The organism is Vagococcus sp. JNUCC 83, assembly GCF_053667615.1.
Window position 1 is genome coordinate 385,929 of record NZ_CM132204.1, and the last position, 19,169, is coordinate 405,097.

17 protein-coding genes are annotated in these 19,169 nt (G+C 33.3%); 8 read left to right on the plus strand and 9 right to left on the minus strand.

Going from position 1 to position 19,169, the window contains the following annotated elements; all coding sequences use genetic code 11:
* From ahpF to JNUCC83_RS01840, 5 genes are all read left to right on the plus strand, one after another.
* Complete coding sequence (gene ahpF, locus JNUCC83_RS01820) at window positions 1-1,527, plus strand: alkyl hydroperoxide reductase subunit F (RefSeq protein WP_454460552.1); 1,527 nt, start codon at window positions 1-3, stop codon at window positions 1,525-1,527.
* Window positions 1,528-1,760: 233 nt separating this feature from the next.
* Window positions 1,761-2,084 (plus strand): PadR family transcriptional regulator, encoded by a 324-nt coding sequence (locus tag JNUCC83_RS01825; protein ID WP_454460553.1) that lies wholly within the window; start codon window positions 1,761-1,763, stop codon window positions 2,082-2,084.
* A 1-nt stretch (window position 2,085) separates the two neighbouring features.
* Window positions 2,086-2,571, plus strand: a complete 486-nt coding sequence (locus JNUCC83_RS01830; protein WP_454460554.1) for a hypothetical protein — start codon at window positions 2,086-2,088, stop codon at window positions 2,569-2,571.
* A gap of 89 nt (window positions 2,572-2,660) precedes the next feature.
* The gene (locus JNUCC83_RS01835) at window positions 2,661-3,902 is read left to right on the plus strand and encodes an IS256 family transposase (protein WP_454459153.1); all 1,242 of its coding nucleotides are present in this window, start codon (window positions 2,661-2,663) and stop codon (window positions 3,900-3,902) included.
* A 198-nt stretch (window positions 3,903-4,100) separates the two neighbouring features.
* Complete coding sequence (locus JNUCC83_RS01840; protein WP_454460555.1) at window positions 4,101-4,439, plus strand: hypothetical protein; 339 nt, start codon at window positions 4,101-4,103, stop codon at window positions 4,437-4,439.
* A 40-nt stretch (window positions 4,440-4,479) separates the two neighbouring features.
* Here the strand turns inward: JNUCC83_RS01840 and JNUCC83_RS01845 are convergent, their stop codons facing one another.
* The 3 genes from JNUCC83_RS01845 to JNUCC83_RS01855 form a co-directional block, all read right to left on the minus strand.
* Window positions 4,480-6,201, minus strand: coding sequence for an ABC transporter permease/substrate binding protein (locus JNUCC83_RS01845; RefSeq protein ID WP_454460556.1), 1,722 nt, complete (start codon window positions 6,199-6,201; stop codon window positions 4,480-4,482).
* The gene (locus JNUCC83_RS01850) at window positions 6,194-7,402 is read right to left on the minus strand and encodes a quaternary amine ABC transporter ATP-binding protein (protein ID WP_454460557.1); all 1,209 of its coding nucleotides are present in this window, start codon (window positions 7,400-7,402) and stop codon (window positions 6,194-6,196) included. Before JNUCC83_RS01850 ends, JNUCC83_RS01845 begins: the two co-directional genes overlap by 8 nt.
* Window positions 7,403-7,546: 144 nt before the next feature.
* On the minus strand, window positions 7,547-8,176 hold the full coding sequence (locus JNUCC83_RS01855) for a cation:proton antiporter regulatory subunit (protein WP_454460558.1): 630 nt from the start codon (window positions 8,174-8,176) through the stop codon (window positions 7,547-7,549).
* 273 nt (window positions 8,177-8,449) lie between these two features.
* On the opposite strand from JNUCC83_RS01855, the gene JNUCC83_RS01860 reads away from it, so the two are divergent.
* From JNUCC83_RS01860 to JNUCC83_RS01870, 3 genes are all read left to right on the plus strand, one after another.
* Complete coding sequence (locus JNUCC83_RS01860) at window positions 8,450-10,612, plus strand: HelD family protein (RefSeq protein WP_454460559.1); 2,163 nt, start codon at window positions 8,450-8,452, stop codon at window positions 10,610-10,612.
* 72 nt (window positions 10,613-10,684) lie between these two features.
* A complete protein-coding gene (locus JNUCC83_RS01865) occupies window positions 10,685-11,464 on the plus strand; it encodes a sulfite exporter TauE/SafE family protein (RefSeq protein ID WP_454460560.1) in 780 nt (259 codons plus the stop codon).
* 129 nt (window positions 11,465-11,593) lie between these two features.
* Window positions 11,594-13,375, plus strand: coding sequence for an oleate hydratase (locus tag JNUCC83_RS01870; protein ID WP_454460561.1), 1,782 nt, complete (start codon window positions 11,594-11,596; stop codon window positions 13,373-13,375).
* Window positions 13,376-13,409: 34 nt separating this feature from the next.
* Here the strand turns inward: JNUCC83_RS01870 and JNUCC83_RS01875 are convergent, their stop codons facing one another.
* The 6 genes from JNUCC83_RS01875 to lexA form a co-directional block, all read right to left on the minus strand.
* Entirely contained in the window at window positions 13,410-14,690 is a 1,281-nt protein-coding gene (locus JNUCC83_RS01875) for a hydroxymethylglutaryl-CoA reductase, degradative (RefSeq protein WP_454460562.1), read from the minus strand.
* A gap of 12 nt (window positions 14,691-14,702) precedes the next feature.
* On the minus strand, window positions 14,703-15,881 hold the full coding sequence (locus JNUCC83_RS01880) for a hydroxymethylglutaryl-CoA synthase (RefSeq protein WP_454460563.1): 1,179 nt from the start codon (window positions 15,879-15,881) through the stop codon (window positions 14,703-14,705).
* Window positions 15,882-16,034: 153 nt separating this feature from the next.
* Window positions 16,035-16,655, minus strand: coding sequence for a 50S ribosomal protein L25/general stress protein Ctc (locus JNUCC83_RS01885; protein ID WP_454460564.1), 621 nt, complete (start codon window positions 16,653-16,655; stop codon window positions 16,035-16,037).
* Between the two features lie 356 nt (window positions 16,656-17,011).
* Entirely contained in the window at window positions 17,012-18,058 is a 1,047-nt protein-coding gene (locus JNUCC83_RS01890) for a M42 family metallopeptidase (RefSeq protein ID WP_454460565.1), read from the minus strand.
* A 48-nt stretch (window positions 18,059-18,106) separates the two neighbouring features.
* On the minus strand, window positions 18,107-18,295 hold the full coding sequence (locus JNUCC83_RS01895; protein WP_454460566.1) for a hypothetical protein: 189 nt from the start codon (window positions 18,293-18,295) through the stop codon (window positions 18,107-18,109).
* Between the two features lie 112 nt (window positions 18,296-18,407).
* Complete coding sequence (gene lexA, locus JNUCC83_RS01900; RefSeq protein WP_454460567.1) at window positions 18,408-19,028, minus strand: transcriptional repressor LexA; 621 nt, start codon at window positions 19,026-19,028, stop codon at window positions 18,408-18,410.
* Window positions 19,029-19,169: the final 141 nt, after the last annotated feature.

The following is a 19,169-nucleotide window of genomic DNA, read 5'->3' on the forward strand; positions in this document are numbered from 1 at the left end:
ATGCTAGATAATGAAACAAAAGCACAATTAAAACAATATTTGGAACTACTAGAGTCTGATATTGAGTTTAAAGCAAGTTTAGATGATAGTGACTCGTCAAAAAAAGTGAGAGAGTTTTTAACAAGTGTCTGCGAGTTGTCTCCACGTTTAACCCTCGTTGAAGAAACACTAGAAAGAACACCTAGCTTTGAGGTCAGTCAACCAGGTAAGACAAGTGGTGTGACATTTGCTGGTTTACCTCTAGGTCATGAATTTTCATCCTTTATACTTGCTTTATTACAAGTAAGTGGTCGTGCACCAAAAGTTGAGAATTCAGTCATTAACACAATAAAAAAAATAGATGAACCATTATCTTTTGAAACATTTGTTAGTTTAACGTGTCATAATTGTCCTGATGTGGTTCAAGCGCTAAATATTATGAGCGTGATAAATCCTTTAATTTCTCATACAATGATTGAAGGCGGTATGTATCAAGAAGAAGTTGACGCTAAAAAAATAATGGCAGTTCCTACTGTCTTTTTAAACGGCGAAGAATTTTCAAGTGGACGTATGGAATTAAGTACTATTTTAGAAAAAATATTAGGTAGTGTAGATATTAGTGATATTGATCAAGAAAACCCTTATGATGTTCTTGTCATTGGTGGTGGACCTGCCGGTGGAGCAGCTGCAATTTATGCTGCAAGAAAAGGTATCAGAACTGGTATGATAGTTGATACATTTGGTGGACAAGTGATGGACACTTTAGGTATTGAAAACGTCATCGGAACACCTTATATAGAAGGTCCACAGTTGATGAATCAGATAGAAGAACATGTGAAACAATACAATGTTGATATTATGAAAAATCAACGAGCAAAAGATATTCAGAAAAATGGTTTTGTTGAAGTGTCTCTAGAAAGCGGAGCAGTGGTAAAAACGAAATCATTAGTTATATCAACGGGTGCTAGATGGCGCAACATCAACGTACCGGGTGAAAAGGAATTTAAAAACAAAGGGATTGCTTATTGTCCTCACTGTGATGGACCCTTATTTGCAGGAAAAGATATTGCTGTAATTGGTGGGGGGAATTCAGGCATTGAAGCTGCTATTGATTTAGCAGGTATGGGTAAACACGTTTATGTCTTAGAATTTTTACCTGAATTAAAAGCTGATAAAGTATTACAGGACAAATTATATTCTTTACCAAATGTGACTGTCATAACCGGCGCAGCGACTAAGTCTATCGAAGGATCAGATAGCGTAGAAAAACTCGTATATGAAGATGTCACAACTAATGAAATCCACGAGTTAGATGTGAAGGGTGTCTTTATCTTAATTGGTTTAATACCTAATACTGAGTGGCTACCTGAAACAATTACTACAACTGATCGTGGTGAGATTATTGTTGATAAGCATGGTATGACAAATGTCCCTGGCGTTTTTGCTGCAGGCGATTGTACTGACAGTGCCTATAAACAAATCATTATTTCTATGGGAAGTGGTGCAACTGCGGCTTTAGGAGCCTTTGACTACTTAATCCGACAATAATATAATGTTTTAAAGAGGCTGACCCAAAAGTAACTTTTTCAATCAAAATCACTTAACTATCAAAATAGAAATCCCATGAAATCAACGTTGTAATTAACGGATTTCATGGGATTTTTTATATTCTAATACTTTTGGGTCAGCCTCTTTTTATTTCTGCTATTATGTTTTACATACTAGTGGTGATATGATATAGTTTAAAAAGTAATAGGTATAACATAGTAGTGGAGGAGAAGATGAAACAAACGCAATTATTAAAAGGAATTCTTGAAGGCTGTGTGTTATCAGTATTACAAGAAAAGACAACATATGGTTATGAGTTAGTTCAAAAATTAATCCACTTAGGTTTTACAGATTTAAGTGCTGGAACAGTGTATCCTTTATTACAAAAATTAGAAAAACAAGGAATGCTTAGAGGTGAATTATTACCTTCCCCTGATGGTCCAAATAGAAAATACTATTCAGTTACTAAAGAAGGTGAACATCGGCTAGAAGAATTTGAAGAACAGTGGGTTAATTTGAGTGCTGTTGTCAATTTGATATTAAAAAAGGAGAACTAATATGACAGTTGAAAAAATGATTGATAAAAATAATGAGTTAAGGGATATGCTTACATCTGAAAGCAAGGATTACTATGAGAAAATATTATTGTATACACGTTTTAAAGGGTTATTTGGAGATGATGAGGTGATAGAAACAGCTTTATTAAATATACTGTATGATATATTGGATGCTCAACAATCAGGAATATCAGCTGAAGACTATTTTGGTGAAGAACCTAAAGACTATTTGGATGAGTTATTTAAAGAGATGCCACGAGTGCCTTTAAGTAAAAAGTTATCGGTATTTTATATGGTATTTGGTATTAGTTCAGGTTTTTCTTTATTTAGTACACTGACACAAAAAAATCCTTCAATAAATATTTTGACAATTTTATTAAATGGAATACTTAGCATGTTGTTAGTGTTTAGTGTATTTAAGTATTTAGAAAAAATGACGTTTAAGTTAAGTAGACAATCAAAAGTCGTGGAATATCTGAGAGTGTAATATAAACTGTGTAAGTAACCTACCATCCTAGGTAGTGGGTTGCTTCGCGGTTTTTCTTTTTTTACAATAGATTAAAGGAGTGAGAAGCTGTGGCTAAAAAGAAAAGAGACCAAAAATCAGCGAAGTTAGCTCAATCAATTATTGACATCTATCAACCAGAATCGGTTGAAGATATGCAAGAAGCTTTAAAAGATGTTTTTGGACCGATGTTTGAAGCTATGCTACGTGGAGAATTAGATAATCATTTAGGTTATGAGAATCAGTCAAGACAAGAAAAAGAAACTCAAAACAGACGGAATGGATATGGAAATAAAAAGTTAAAAACAAGTTTCGGTGAATTAGACATTCAGGTTCCAAGAGATAGAGATGCTTCTTTTGAACCAGAAATTATTCCTAAAAGAAGCAAAGACGTTTCAAGTATTGAAAGTAAAGTTCTTTCTATGTATGCCAAAGGCATGAGTCAACGAGATATTGCCTCGACAATTGAAGATATTTATGGCTTTACTATTTCTCATGACATGGTGTCGGATATCACAGATCAAATATTATCAGAACTTGAGGAATGGCAAATCAGACCTCTGGCCAAATGCTATGCCTTCTTGTTTGTTGATTGTATGTATGTCACTCTAAGAGAAAATTATGAAGTGAAAGAATGTGCAGTGTATACAATTCTTGGCTATGATTTAAAAGGAAATAAAGAAATTTTAGGCCTTTGGTTAAATCAAACAGAATCAAAAAACAGATGGATGCAGATTTTTGATGAGATTAAAGAGCGTGGAGTTGAAGATATTCTATTTATTTCAATGGACGGCGTATCAGGACTTGAAAATGGTGCTAAAGCTATTTTCCCAGGCGTTGTGGTTCAACGTTGTTTAGTTCATTTAGTTAGAAATGCCCTTCGCTATGTACCAAGTAAGAGTTATAAAGAAGTTTGTAAGGATATGAAGTCTTTTTACAGCGCTTCTTCTTTAAAAGCTGCTCAAACAGCTTTTGATACCTTTCAAACAAAGTGGGCTATTTATCCAGGAGCTGTTGATGTTTGGAAAAGAAATTTTCAACATGTTGAACAACTATTTGATTATGGATCAGCTATTCGAAAAATAATGTACACAACAAATGCTGTAGAGAGTGTTCATTCAAGTTTCCGTAAGGTAACTAAAAAAGGCGCTTTCCCTAATGAGAATGCCCTTCTTAAGCTGCTATATCTTCGAGTAAAAGAACTTCAAAGTAAATGGGAAGGTGGACACGTTCACAATTGGGCTATGGTGCTTAATCAATTAACTGTTAATGATTCTTTTTCAAAACGAGTTGAAAAATATAATCGGTACTAATCAAAATAGGTTGGATATATATAATTTGACAACGAGTCTCTCGTCCTGTGAATTTTTATCGGGACAAGAGCTTTATTAAAAATGCCCTCTTATCCTCGAAGATTATCACAGGACGACTCATTGTCAAATTGTCGTTCTATTATTATTTAAAATTACTTACACACTTAACTTGACAAACCCGAATATCTTGGTGTTTTTATGATAAGTATTTTATTAATGATAGGCTATATTGGCTCAGTTATGTTAGGGAATCGTTTTTTATCTGTTTCTATTCCTTTGTATGCATCCATATCTATTATTTTTATTGCGATGACAGTTGTTTCGTATCTTATAATTAAAAGAAAAAACACACCTTATTATAGTTATTTAGTTTTCGGGTGGGGGATTGCTTGTTTTACGACGATTAACAGACTACCACAAACAAAAAAATGGTTTGACTCAGAACCAGTGATTATTGTAAGTGTTGTGGTGATTTTATTAGGTGGTGTTATTACTGCAAAACTTTCTCAAAAAGCTTTATTAAAAGAGGATAAATAAAAAAGAAACTCGCTCATTTCTGACGAGTTTCTTTTTGGTTTTATTTTAACCAACTTTCTACTTTATCTTGGTTATTGTCAACCCATTCTTTTGCAGCTTCTTCAGGACTTTGCCCTTCATTGATAGCTAACATAACTGTTCCCATATCTTCAGTAGACCAGTTAAAGTTTTTCAATATTTTATAGGCTTCAGGAGAATCATCTTTAAATCCTAAACGTGTAAATGTTTTGATTGCTTCTGTTTCTCCCATTGATTTTTTTGGATCTTCCAAATATTTTAAGTCATATTTATTAAACATCCAATGTGGAGTCCAACCAGTGATGACAATAGGTTCTTTGTTTTTAATGGCTTGGTCTAATGCAACGACCATCGCTCCAGATGAAGATGTTTCAACTTTCCAATCACTTAAGTTGGAATATGCTTTTAATGTGTTATTGGCTGCTGAAACTACGCCAGCACCTGGTTCAATACCAGTAATTGATTTTCCAGCTTCATCTGATAAATCTTCAATTGAATTAACATCCATGTAACTTGGAACAACTAATCCGACTTTTGCCCCTTCTAGGTTAGTTCCTAAAATATCAATTTTATCTTTATACTCATCAGCTTGTGCTTTATGAGTGCTTGGTAACCAAGCAGAGACACTTGCATCAGCTTTTCCAGTAGCAACAGATTCCCACATAATAGCATTATCTAGTGGTGTTGTTTCTACATCAAATCCTTGACGTTTTAATACTTCAGCAACAACATGAGTTGAAGCGACTTCTGAATCCCACTCGACATAAGCTAAATTAACTTTTTTATCACTTGCTGTGTTAGATGATAAGAAGAGTGATGAGCCAATCGCAGCAACTAATACCACAACTGCAGCAATAATGGTTATTTGTTTTTTTCTAGGATTTTTTTCTTTTACTTTTTCTGTACGAGGTTTATTAACATATTGTGTAAAACGATCAATGATAATCGCTAAAATAACTAAAGCTAAACCATTAACAAATCCATTACCAACTTGAGCACGTTGTAAAGCTGATAACACGCCACGTCCTAAACCTGGAGCACCAATCATTGATGCAATAACTACCATTGATAAAGCTAGCATAGTTGTTTGATTAATCCCAGCTAAGATGGTGCTTTTGGCTAAAGGTAATTCCAGTTTAAATAGTTTTTGTTTTCCAGTACTACCAAATGAATCAGCTGCTTCAACTAGTTCTTCTGGTACTTGACGAATCCCTAAATTTGTAAAACGAACGGTTGGAGGTAAAGCAAAGATAACTGAGGCAAATACCCCTGGAACCATCCCAATACCAAAGAATGCAACGGCTGGAATTAAGTAAACAAATCCAGGCATTGTTTGCATAAAGTCTAGAATAGGCGTCAGAATAGCTTGTGCTTTATCACTCTTCGCCATTAATATACCAAGAGGAACACCTATAATGACAGATAAGATACTTGAAATTAATACTAAGGTTAATGTGCTCATTAAATCTGCCCATAGCCCTTGATTTAATATAAATAGCAAACCAAGGAAAGTAAAAATAGACAATCCTTTTTTCTTATCAGATATGTAGAAAGCCAATGCAGTAATCAAAACGATAAATACTAACGGTGGAATAGCTGTTAGTAGGGTGGTCATGCCATCCATTATTTGCTTACCTACTGTTTGGATAAAAGAAAATAGGCCAGAAAATGTATTTGTAAACCACTCTGTTATGTTTTCTACCCAATCTGCAACTGGTAAAGTACTTACTAGTAAATTATTCATTATCCATCACCTCGTTTTCATCTGTTGTATCAGCTAGTGCTTCAATCACACTGCCTCGAATCACTACACCTAGTAGTCGGTCGTTATCAACAACTGCAATAGGAGTTGGTGAGTCATAGATAAGAGGAAAGATATCGCTTATCAGCATATCTTTTTCAACGGTAATAATACCAGTATCTAAAACATCCCGTAATGTTTGTTTATTTTTCTTCGCTTCAGCCGCTGCATCCGCTGTGATTGTTCCAAGTAGTTCACGTTTTTTGTTAACAGCAACTAGCATGCTGACTTCTTCGCTACGCATACGTTGTAAGGCTACATTTGGTCCATCAATATCAAGGTTTGTTGTAATTGCCGGAACCATGATATTTTGAGCTGTTAAGACTTTTGAACGATCTACATCTTCAACGAATTCACGGACATAATTATTTGCTGGGTTGGTTAGAATTTCTTCACCAGTACCAATTTGCATAATTTGACCATCTTTCATTAACGCAATTCGATCTCCAATTCTTAAGGCCTCGTTTAAATCATGAGTAATAAAGATAATTGTTTTCTTCACTTTATCTTGCAATTCAATCAACTCATCTTGCATTTCGCGACGAATTAAAGGATCAAGTGCAGAGAAAGCTTCATCCATTAATAAGATTTCAGGGTCATTGGCAAGTGCACGAGCTAGACCAACACGTTGTTGCATCCCACCAGATAATTGATCTGGGTATTGATCTTTAAAAGTGATTAAACCTGAATTTTCTAGTGCTTTTTCAGCTCGTTTTTGACGTTCTTCTTTTTCAACACCACGAACTTCTAAACCATATTCAGTATTTTCTAAAATTGTTCGATGTGGAAATAACCCGAAATTTTGAAATACCATACTCATTTTATGGCGACGGACTTCTCTAAGCTGCTCTTTATCAAGTTTGGCTATGTCTTGTCCATCGATGTAAATATCACCAGAAGTTGGTTCAATAATTCGATTGATTAAACGAATCAATGTTGACTTTCCACTACCAGAAAGCCCCATAATAACGAATATTTCTCCTTCTTTAACGTCAAAATTTACATCATATACACCAACAGTTGCCCCAGTTTCTTTGACAATATCTGTTTTTGATTTTTTTTCTTTTACCATCTGTAACGCAACTTGTTGTTGTTGTTTTTTCCCAAATATTTTGGTTAAATTTTCAACTTTTACTTTAGTCATTACAAAACTCCTTTATAAAAATTCTCTCTTTTTGAAAGTGACCACATAATGTTATAACAGAATGGTCACTTTGTCAAAGAAAAAAATGCCTTATTATCATTTTATTTTCAGAAAATATGATAATAAGGCATGGTATATATAGGATTATGACGGATAAAAAAAATTTGATAAACGTTGCTTGGAAAACTCATCTCCAATGAAGTAAAGTGTATCACCAGCAGATATTTTCGCATATGGTCCTGGAGAGATTAACAATTGCTGCTCATGAAGAATTGCTACAACAGTTGCAGACGTTTCTTGCCATAAATTTAGTTCTTTGATGGTTTTTTCCAAGTGTTCGGCTTCTTTGGTTAATTGCAACTCAGATGGGAGAAGTGGGTTAGCATGATTGATTTTTTTAGTTTGAGAAACAAGTAGATTAGCCAAATCAGTCAAATTGTCTAACTCTTTTTTTTGTTTCTGGATATTTTTTAATAAGTCTTGCTTGATTTCTTCAATATTTTGGACATCCTTATATTGAGATAAGAAAGAGGTTGCTTTTTCTTTTGAAGCAACTAATACACCACTGCCGTGTTTAACTTCCATAATGCCCACATCAACTAAAATATTGACAGCTTTCCTAGCAGTTTCAGGTGAAACGCCAAAAGTATTAGCTAATGTTGATCTAGCATGGACTTTATCTCCAACTTTATAGTAATTAGTATCGATTCTCTCAGCGATTTCAATGGCTACCTGTTGATATTTTGGTAGAATAATTTTTTTATGTTTGTCCATTTTTACTCGATCCTTTCTGTTGTAACTTATTATGGCTATCGTACTAAAAAAAGAATAAAAATGCAAAACATGGTTTATTTTGTCTATTAGTCACTAACAGGAATTTGCATTCTAATAGTCATATTTCTTTCTAATTTAGTTGAGTGATTTTTACCTTAAATATAACTTCTGGGGCATCGTTTTTTAGGAATTACTGGTTCTTAACTTGTCTTGTAAAATAAATGATGATATGGTTATTCTTTAATAATACTGTTCCAATTAGTGAAGGGAATGATGAATGTGTCTGAAACAGTTAAAAGACAAGAAGAAGAGTATCTAAAGTTAACGTATGCTCAACTTATGCAGACTCAAAAAAAATTGAGTGAGTGGTTAGATGAAACAAAGCAATCTGGTCAAACAATGATGAGTAAAATCACAGAAGATATCAAGTTAAATGTTGATGGTATATCAGATAAACTAGATAGCTTTTCTCAAATTGAAATGAAAAATAGAGAAATTGATCAATATAATATCAAAATTAGAAACGGTGAACTAACGTTAGATAAAGTAAATCGACTACTAGAAAACCCATATTTTGGAAAAGTAAAAGTTGATTTTTTAGATGGAGAAGAACCAGACTTCTTTTATATAGGAATGCATGGTTTTTCAGATGATAAGAATGATAATTTGATTTATGATTGGCGTTCTCCAATTGCAGAATTGTTTTATAACAATGAAATAGGTACTTCATCCTATGATGTCAGAGGAACGATAATTGATACATCAATAGAAGAAAGACGTCAATTTGTTATTGAAAAAGATAAGTTAATCACATATTTCGATACAATGGTCTCTATTCAAGATGATGTGTTACTTGATGCACTAGCAAAAGATGACACTAAGAAAATGCGAGATATTACAGCAACCATTCAAAAAGAACAGAATGTGATTATTCGTGATACGAAAACACCGTATATATTAGTCAATGGTGTCGCTGGTAGTGGTAAGACATCTGCTATTATGCAACGAATTGCTTACTTGCTTTATAATTTACAAGATAAGATTACATCAGATGACGTGTTAATTTTATCTCCTAACAAAGCATTTATCCAATACGTCTCAGATGTTTTACCCTCGCTTGGTGAGAAAAATCCTCGTAATATGACTCTTCTACAATTTGCCCAAAGCTATATGAATCGATCAATTGAGTCAGAAGAAAATTATTTTAAACGCATATCTAAAAGTCAGATATCAAAAGAAACAGACGTATTAAGAGATGAACAGTTTATTAATTACATTAAGGAAAATGTCTTTCATGATTTTAATCATGAACAGTTATTCAAAGATATTATTTACCGTGATAAACCAATTATTAGTAAACAACAAATTAGTCAATTATTTGAAGAAACACCTAAAAATAGTTCACATGTTGACCGCGTACAAGGAGTTAAACAGCGATTGTTGAGTAGTTGGGATGAGCGATTGATACAGCAATCTCGGACTAAAAAAATTCATGACCAAGTAACGTCATTGACAGAAGAACAACAAGAAAAATATTTTGGTCATTTGATTCAGGATGACTCTGAGAAAAGTTTGACCCGTTATGCAGAAAAACTACTAAGAAAAAAATATAAAAAAGTCACACAACAAATTAATCGCTATCGTTGGTTAAACCAACTCGTCTTATTTAATGAATTGTTTGAAGGATTCTCAAGTATGTCATACTCTAGGCAAATGGCTCCTATTACATTAGATGAGGCAATTATTCTCCTATGTATTAAACACTATTATGTCGAGCGATTAACAATGCCTAATATGAAATTTGTTTTAGTTGATGAAGTACAAGATTACACACCTGCTCAATTACAGTTTTTATTGCTTCTTTTTCCAAAAAGTGATTTTACAATGGTTGGCGATGAAAACCAAGCTATTTTTAATACGAGTACACCTTTTCAAGCCATAGAACAATTATTTTCTAAAGATAATAAGGAATTAACAACTTATCATTTGTTAACAAGTTATCGTTCGACAGGAGCAATCACAGAAGCATTTAATGAATTATCACTATCAAAAAATGCTGAGATTGTACCGATTCGTCCATTTGGAGTTAAACCACAATTAATAAAGTACGAAACTGTTGATAAGTTACTCTCGCTGATTACTAATATTTTAGAAACAATACCTAGTGAAGAGTTAACTATACTGGTGAAAACAGAATATGAAAAAGAGAGAGTAGAACAGGTACTCAATGATATGCCCAATGTGGCAGTAACCAGTATTAACTTAGCTAAGGGGTTGGAATTTGATAATGTTCTACTATTTGATGCTACTAGTGAGCAGTATACAACTATTAGAGACCAAAAAATACTATACACTGCTTTTTCAAGAGCTATGAATCGTTTATACATTGCTTATAAAAAAGAATTATCTCCACTATTAACTTATCTATTATCGTAATTAATAATAGACAGACTACTTATCTACCGATACACTAAGAGATAAGTAGTCTTTTTAAGGGGGATAGATTAAATGATTGGTTGGGTATATTTTTTTATTATCATTTTTGCCAATAGCATTGGTGCAATTTCTGGTATGGGTGGAGGAGTTATCATAAAACCTCTATTCGATATGTTAGGCTATCATGATGTTTTAAGTATTTCATTTTATTCAACAGTGGCTGTTTTAAGTATGTCTTTAGTATCAACAGCTAGACAAGTACAAAATGGGATAAAAATTAGTTGGCCATTTGCTTTATCATTATCGTTAGGCTCTGTTTTGGGTGGGATATTAGGCAGTCTTGGTCTTGATAAATTAGTGAGTATCATGCCATCCGAAAAAATAGTCTCACTGATTCAGATTATATTAATTGTTTCGACATTGATTTTTTCTTATGCTTACAGTAAATCACAGTGGAAAAGTTATCACTTTAAAAGTTTGCTATCCATTATATTGTGTGGGGTGTTTTTGGGAGCGATTGCTAGTTTTCTAGGTATTGGTGGAGGACCACTAAATGTGGCTCTGTTGATGATGTTGTTTAGTGTGCCAATAAAAGATGCCACAGTATATTCGATTATTACGATTTTATTTTCTCAACTTTCAAAAATTATTACCATCCAGTTAAGTACTGATTTTAGTCACTTTGATTTGAGTTTATTAGTGTATATTATACCAGCTGGAATGATAGGTGGTTTATTGGGTGCCTATCTAAGTAAAAAGGTATCTTCAGAAAAAGTCACAATGATTTATCAGTTTGTGATATTAGCTGTACTCCTTGTCAATTTTTATAATGCTTATAAATTGTTCTTATAATAATTTTAAAATTTATGCTAGAATTTGTCTTTTTTGTCATTTTAAATGCAATAAATAAAATGTTTTATCTATTTATGTGCGGTAGAATAGACTTTAGTAAAGGATTTAAAAAAACTGGAGGTCATGATTATGTATACAAGTAATGGAAACTATGAAGCATTTGCTCGTCCTAAAAAATCTGAAAGAACAGACAAAATCTCAGCGGTTTATTTGGTTGGATCAGGATTAGCCTCATTATCTGCGGCAGCTTTTTTAATTAGAGATGCTCAACTACCTGGCAACAAAATCACTATTTTAGAAGAGTTACCCCTTCCAGGAGGTTCTCTAGATGGTATTGATAAAGACCAATATGGTTTTGTCATTCGTGGTGGACGTGAAATGGAGAGTCATTTTGAATGTTTATGGGATTTATATCGCTCAGTTCCATCACTTGAAGTTGAAAATGCTTCAGTACTAGATGAGTTTTATTGGTTAAATAAAGAAGATCCTAACTCATCCAAATGTCGTTTGATTCATAGCCAAGGGATTCAATCAGATACAGATGGGAAATTTACGTTAACTGAAAAAGGTTTAAAAGAAATTATCTCTTTGTGTTTAACTAAAGAAGATGATTTACAAGATAAAAGGATTGACGAAGTATTTAGTCAAGAATTTTTTGAGTCAAATTTTTGGAAATATTGGTGTACAATGTTTGCTTTCGAAAATTGGCACTCAGCTATGGAAATGCGTCGTTACTTAATGCGTTTTGTTCATCATATTGATGGATTGGCAGATTTTAGTGCATTGAAATTCACAAAATACAATCAGTACGAGTCTCTAGTAATGCCTTTAGTTGATTATTTAACTGGAGAAGGTGTGACATTTCAATATAATACAAAAGTTGAAAATATTATCGTAAATTGTGAGAGCAACCAAAAAATTGCCGAAAAATTAGAGTTACTAGTAGATGGCAAAAATGAAATAATTGAGTTAAAAGAAGATGATTTAGTGTTTGTAACAAATGGATCTATCACTGAAAGTTCAACGTATGGGACTCAGACAACACCAGCTCCAATACCAACAGCAGACGATTTAGGCGGTAGTTGGAATTTATGGAAAAAATTAGCGGATCAATGTGATGAATTTGGACATCCAGAAAAATTCTGTGAAAAATTACCAAGTGAAAGTTGGGTGGTTTCTGCAACTATTACAACACTTGATAAAAAAATAGCTCCTTATTTAGAAAAAATAAGCAAGCGTGATCCTTATTCAGGACGTGTTGTTACAGGTGGGATTGTCTTTTCAGAAGATTCGAATTGGCGTCAAAGTTATACAATTAATCGACAACCTCATTTTAAAAAACAACCTAAAGATGAGTTAGTTATTTGGTTCTATGCACTTTGTTCTAATAAAGAAGGAAATTATGTGAAAAAACCAATCACATCATGTTCAGGTGAGGAAATTGCCAAAGAATGGTTGTACCATATTGGTGTACCGGTTGATCAAATTGATGATTTAGCGAAAAATTCTGTCAATGTCGTACCAACTTATATGCCATTTATTACCTCATACTTTATGCCAAGAGCTAATGGTGATCGGCCATTAGTTGTACCAAACGGATCAAAAAATTTAGCATTTATAGGTAATTTCGCAGAAACAAAACGTGACACGGTATTTACCACAGAATATTCTGTTAGAACAGCAATGGAGGCTGTTTATGAATTAATGTCAGTTGATAGAGGTGTTCCAGAAGTATTTGCTTCAGCTTTTGACATTCGTACATTACTTCGAGCAACTTATTATTTAACAGATAAAAAAACATTGCCAGAAATTAAAGTACCTTGGTTAATGAGTAAAATTGAAAAACATGAACTTAAAAAAATAGAAGGTACATTTGTCGAAGAATTATTAAAAGACAATCATTTATTATAAAATAAAAGCAACGGCTAAAATTTAGACGTTGCTTTTATTTGTTGTTTCTTATGTTGTTTAATATATCTATAGCTGTTGGGGTATTCATATGAGGAGCATGTCTTAGTTCTTTTGTTACAGCTTCTATTTCATCACCAGTAGCACCAACTTGAATAGCAAGTGAACTGGCATGTAGTTTCATATGTCCTTTTTGAATACCATCACTGACTAATGCTTTTAAGGCGGCTAAATTTTGTGCTAGTCCAACTGACACGATGACTCGAGCAAGATCTTCAGAATCGGAAATGCGCATCATTTTTAAATTAGCCTGAGCCATTGGTAAAACAGAAATCGCTCCACCAACACTTCCAATAGACATAGGTAAAGTAAGTGTTCCGTGTAAGTTATTGCCTTTTACCGTCCACTCAGACATGCTTTGATAGGAACCATTTTTACTCGCATAAGCATGAGCAGCAGCCGAAACAGCGCGAGGGTCATTTCCTGTTGCAATTACCACTGAGTCAACACCATTCATAATTCCTTTATTATGAGTGACTGCTCGGTATGTATCTAAGTTAGCATAGCGGGTGGCCGTTTCAATACGTTTTGCTATCGTTTTGCCATCTATTGATGTCGTTGCTAGATTTTCTACAGGAATAGAACAGGTTGCAGTAACCAAAGATTCTGTGTTGTAGTTACTTAATATAGACATAAGAGCCTCTCCGCCAACTAAATCGACAATAAAAGGGGTCACGCCTTCTAAAATAGTATTGATGATGTTAGCTCCCATTGCTTTTTTAACATCGATTAGTAAATAGACTGTTAAAAATAAGTCATCATGTTCTTCTGAGTGAAATGTTTCGCAACGAATTTCTCTTAATCCACCTCCACGATTCACAATGGAAGGATGAGATAGGTCTGCCATTTTTTTTATTTCGTTAAAATGACTTAAAATGGTTTCTTTTGCTTTTTCTGGTTCCTTAATACCAGTTAAAATAATCTGCCCACGTTTTAAATAATGAGTGATGGCGGTTGAAAAACCGGTGGGACGCGTTAATTTAGCAGCAAAACTACAGGCAGCGATGACAGAAGGTTCTTCAACTACCATTGGAACAATCATTTCTTTATGATCTACAGTGAAATTTAGTGCAACCCCCATAGGTAAAGGAAACTGTGTTAGCTGATTTTCGATTAGTGAACTAGCCACATCGTTATCCAACACAGTGTTATTTTGAAATAAAACATAATCTTCACTTTCAATATAATGGTTAGATAAAAGGGTAGAGAGTCTCTCATCACGTGTTTTTTTATAAAATTTGTCAAATGTATTATTCACTAGAGAGTCTCCTTAATCTTTATTTTTACCATAGATTCTTTGATGATGAGTAACACCTTTGAAAAAGAATTTACCTGTATCTGTTTTGTCTTGATTGAACAAGTGATTCCCTTCGTTATCAATACGTAATTCCTCATTAAACATATTTGTATAATCATCAATTGATAAGGTTAGTCGTTTTTTCAGTATATCTCTGTGTTTGTCGGTTAATAGCCTTTCTTTGTATCCTTCAACTAACTGTCCAGAAAATATCTCAGCAACAGCTCCACTGCCATAACTAAAGAATCCGATACGATCATGTTCTTTAAGTGATGTTGTCATACTTTCAATTAAAGACATAAAGCTTAAATAAAGTGACCCAGTGTAAATATTTCCAATGTCACGAGAGTAATCAGTACTTTCTTGATATCTTTCTAAAAGTAAATCTTTGTTTGTAGGATTTTCTCTTTCAAGTAAAGGCAATAATGCTTTTTTGCCCATTTTTGTATAAGGTAAATGAAAACAAAAAGCATTGAAATCTTCTAATGATCGTTCTGTACGTTTAGTATACTCATTCCATAAATCACTGAAAAATGAAATATAGGCTTCATTTGAAAATTTTCCATCAACAATAGCTGTTTTTGAATAGTTTGGACGCCAAAAATCAAAAATACTTTTTGTCATTGAGACGGATATATCTTCAATTTCTAAAATACGAGGACATGAGCTAATAAGCATAGCAACCGCGCCAGCTCCTTGTGTGACTTCACCAGAGCTGTTTAGGCCATATCTAGAAATATCTGATCCAATTACTAAAGCTTTTTTATCAGGATGTAATTTAACAAAATCAACAGCCATCATTAATCCAGCTGTAGCCCCGTAACATGCTTGTTTTAAGTCAATTGATTTTGCAAAGGGGTGTATATTTAATAAATCATGGATAAATGACGCCACAGATTTTGATTCATCAACACCAGTTTCAGTTCCAACAACAATTAAATCTATGTTATTTAAATCATCTGCCGTAAGTAACGGATAAGCAGCATTGGCAGCCATACTAACTGTATCTTGACTAATAGGAGGAACAGACATTTTTGATTGACCAATCCCGATAGTAAATTTTGCTGGGTCAACGCCACGATGTGTTGCGAGTTCTTCTAAATCAATACATGTATTTGGAGTGTAAAAATTAATTTTATCTATACCAACCATACAAATAAACCTACTTTCTTTTATATAAGAGTTATTCATTTTGTATTTTATCATAGAAAGAACAAAAGAGTGGGGGATATTAGTTAACTTTAGTAATCTTTTAAAGAATAAAAAAACTGAACTCATTTAAAGAGTTCAGCTAAAAATTTAAAATTAGTCTTCTTCAGTTTTACCATTTACCAATTCAGGTTCTGCTGTTTCACCAACAGTATCTTCTTCAACAGGTGCTGACATTTCAGATACAGAACAAATTTGTTCTTCAGCATCAGTTACAATAGTAAACTCATCATGTTTTGGAATATCAGAAACAACTAAAGAGTCTCCAATTTCTAAATTAGCAACGTTGACTTCAACGCGTTCAGGTAACTTATCTGGAGTGGCAGAGACAACAATGCTATATAAGTTTTGTTCTAATACACCACCTGCTTTAACCCCTTTAGGAGTTCCAACTAATGATAACTCTGCTTCAACTTCAGTTTCTTGAGACATATCGACTGCAAGGAATTCCACGTGAATCCATGATTTAGTAAATGTATCTAATTCGTATGTGTGTAATAAGGTACTGATTTTTTTACCGTTTAAGTCTAATACATAAACAGCGTTTAATCCATTTTCACGAATATCTTTTTCTAATTGACGTGCATCAACTGAGATTGATAGGTTTTGAATACCATTACCATTTACAGCACCAGGTACACGGCCCTCTTCTCTAAGTTTTCTGCGGATAGATCTTGGTCTAGTTGCTCTTTCTTCTACTTTTAACACTACTGACATAAATAATTTCCTCCTTTAGAATATAACATCTTAGTTAGTTCGTTATTTAGTTCATGTAGATATAATCGTTGTGATGAGCTTGTCGATTTATCTAGTGATATTGATAAGAGTGTTAAACTTATCAATAACGAACGATAAGACTATATTATACCTTTTGAGGCAATCTTAACAATTAATAATTAATTACTAAGTTAAATATGGTGACTAAGGACTTAAGCAATCCATATATTGCCTGCTCATCATGGTAAAAAACCACACTATAATATAAGCTTATGAACTAACCATACGATGAAAAGAAGAAAAGGTCAAGTAATATAGCTGTAATATCAGATAATAACTTGTTTTGAATATTTTCTTTAAATAGATAGCTCGCTAAATAAGTATTCTTTCACTAATTGTTCAGTAGATTGAATGGATTCTTCATGCGTTCTTTCGTATGCATGGCTAGATTCAATACCAGCGCCAATTAAGCCATGTTTTACATCAGCACCAGCTCTCATAGCAGCAGAAGCATCACTACCATAATAGGGATAAATATCTAATTGATAAGGGATTTTGTGTTTTTGACATAAGGAAACAAAGTGATTTCTTAAACCTAAATGATAAGGTCCACTAGCATCTTTTACGCAAATTGAAACAGAATATTCATCTGTTTGTTGATCATCTCCCATAGAGCCCATATCAACAGCAACATACTCGATAACATTTGGATCGATATTAGAATTTCCACCATAACCAATTTCTTCATTGTTTGAGAAGAAAAAGTGAGTTGTATAAGGTAATTTTTTTCCATCTTTTTTTAAATCAATTAAAAAATTCATCAAAATAGCAGCACTTACTTTATCATCTAAATGACGAGATTTGATATAACCGGAGGGTGTGATTAGTGTACGAGGATCAAAGCTTATAAAATCCCCAACTTGAATGCCGAGATTTTCAGTATCTTCTTTAGAGAATGTTTTTTCATCGAGTCTGACTTCCATATTTTGTTGGTCTCTTTTTGCAGTGGCTGAGTCTTTATATACGTGGACACTCGTTTGATGCATGAGAATCGTTCCAGTATAATTTTTATTATTTTGTGTATGTACTGTACAATACTCTCCCTCAATGGCATTAAAATTAAAGCCACCAATTAAATCTAGTTTAAGGCGTCCATCGGGTTTAATCGCACGAACCATCGCTCCTAAAGTATCGATATGAGCTGTAATAAAACGTTGTTTGTTCGTATTCGCCCCCTCAACAGTAATAATCAGACTTCCTTTATTATTAATAGTAGGTGTGTAACCCACAGCTTTCATCTCGTTGGAAATAAACTGAATAATATCAGATGTATTTCCTGTTGGAGACGGAATATTGGTTAGTTGTTTAGTTAATTCAATGGTTGATTTAGACAAATTAATCATCCTTTCTTTTAAGTTAAGGGTAGATGAATCAACACTGAAAATCAATGATTATTTTTTATAAGAGAAATGGTGATTTTTTTGTTGTGAACGACGATAACTCTTTTCATCCCAAAGCATCAACCATAAAAGGATTAAAGGTGTCACAATAATTAAAGCAACATCAAGTCCCAAATTACCTAGTACAATTCCAATTATTAATACAACTAAAATAAGAGCATACCTTCTTATAGCAAACATAAAATCACTCCTTAAATTTTTAAACGAACATGTGTTCTGTGTTTTGTAAATGTATTATACAAACATCTGTTCGTTTTGTAAAGAAAAAAATAAAGCATAACATCATGCTTTATTAAATATGGTTTCTATAAAGGCCGACAACTTTTCCTAATATCGAAACATTGCTTAGTATGATAGGCTCTAAAGTGTCATTTTCTGGTTGTAATCGAATATGATTTTTTTCTTTAAAAAACCTTTTACATGTTGCTTCATTTTCGTCAGTCATGGCAATAACAATTTCACCATTGATAGCAGAGGACTGTTTTCTTACAATAACATGATCTCCATCAAATATGCCGGCATTAATCATACTATCGCCTCTTATAGTAAGCATAAATAGGCTGTTTTCTTCGTATTTTAAATCAGGCGGTAATGGAAAGAAATCTGATGCTTCTTCAACAGCAAGAATAGGTTCACCTGCAGTGACGACTCCAAGCATTGGAATAAATGGTGAATTAACGCCAATCATCTTAAGCCCTTCTGATGTAAGCTCGATTGCTCTAGGTTTAGTAGGGTCTCGTGTAATTAACCCTTTTTTTTCTAAACGAGATAGGTGTCCATGGACAGTAGATGTTGAGGAAAGATTGACAGCTGTACCGATTTCTCTCACAGTTGGAGGATACCCTTTTTCTTCAACTTGTTCGTGAATATATTTTAAAACGTCTATTTGTCTTGAAGAACGTTTAGTTGACATATTGATACCTCTTTTCCTTTTTTTTGAGTGTAACATAAATTTTCGTTAAAATCAAACGCATGTTCGTACTTTTTCGTTGGTAATAATTGTTTTTTTATTTCTTTTAAGATACTATTTAACTAGAACTTTAAGGAGGTTTTT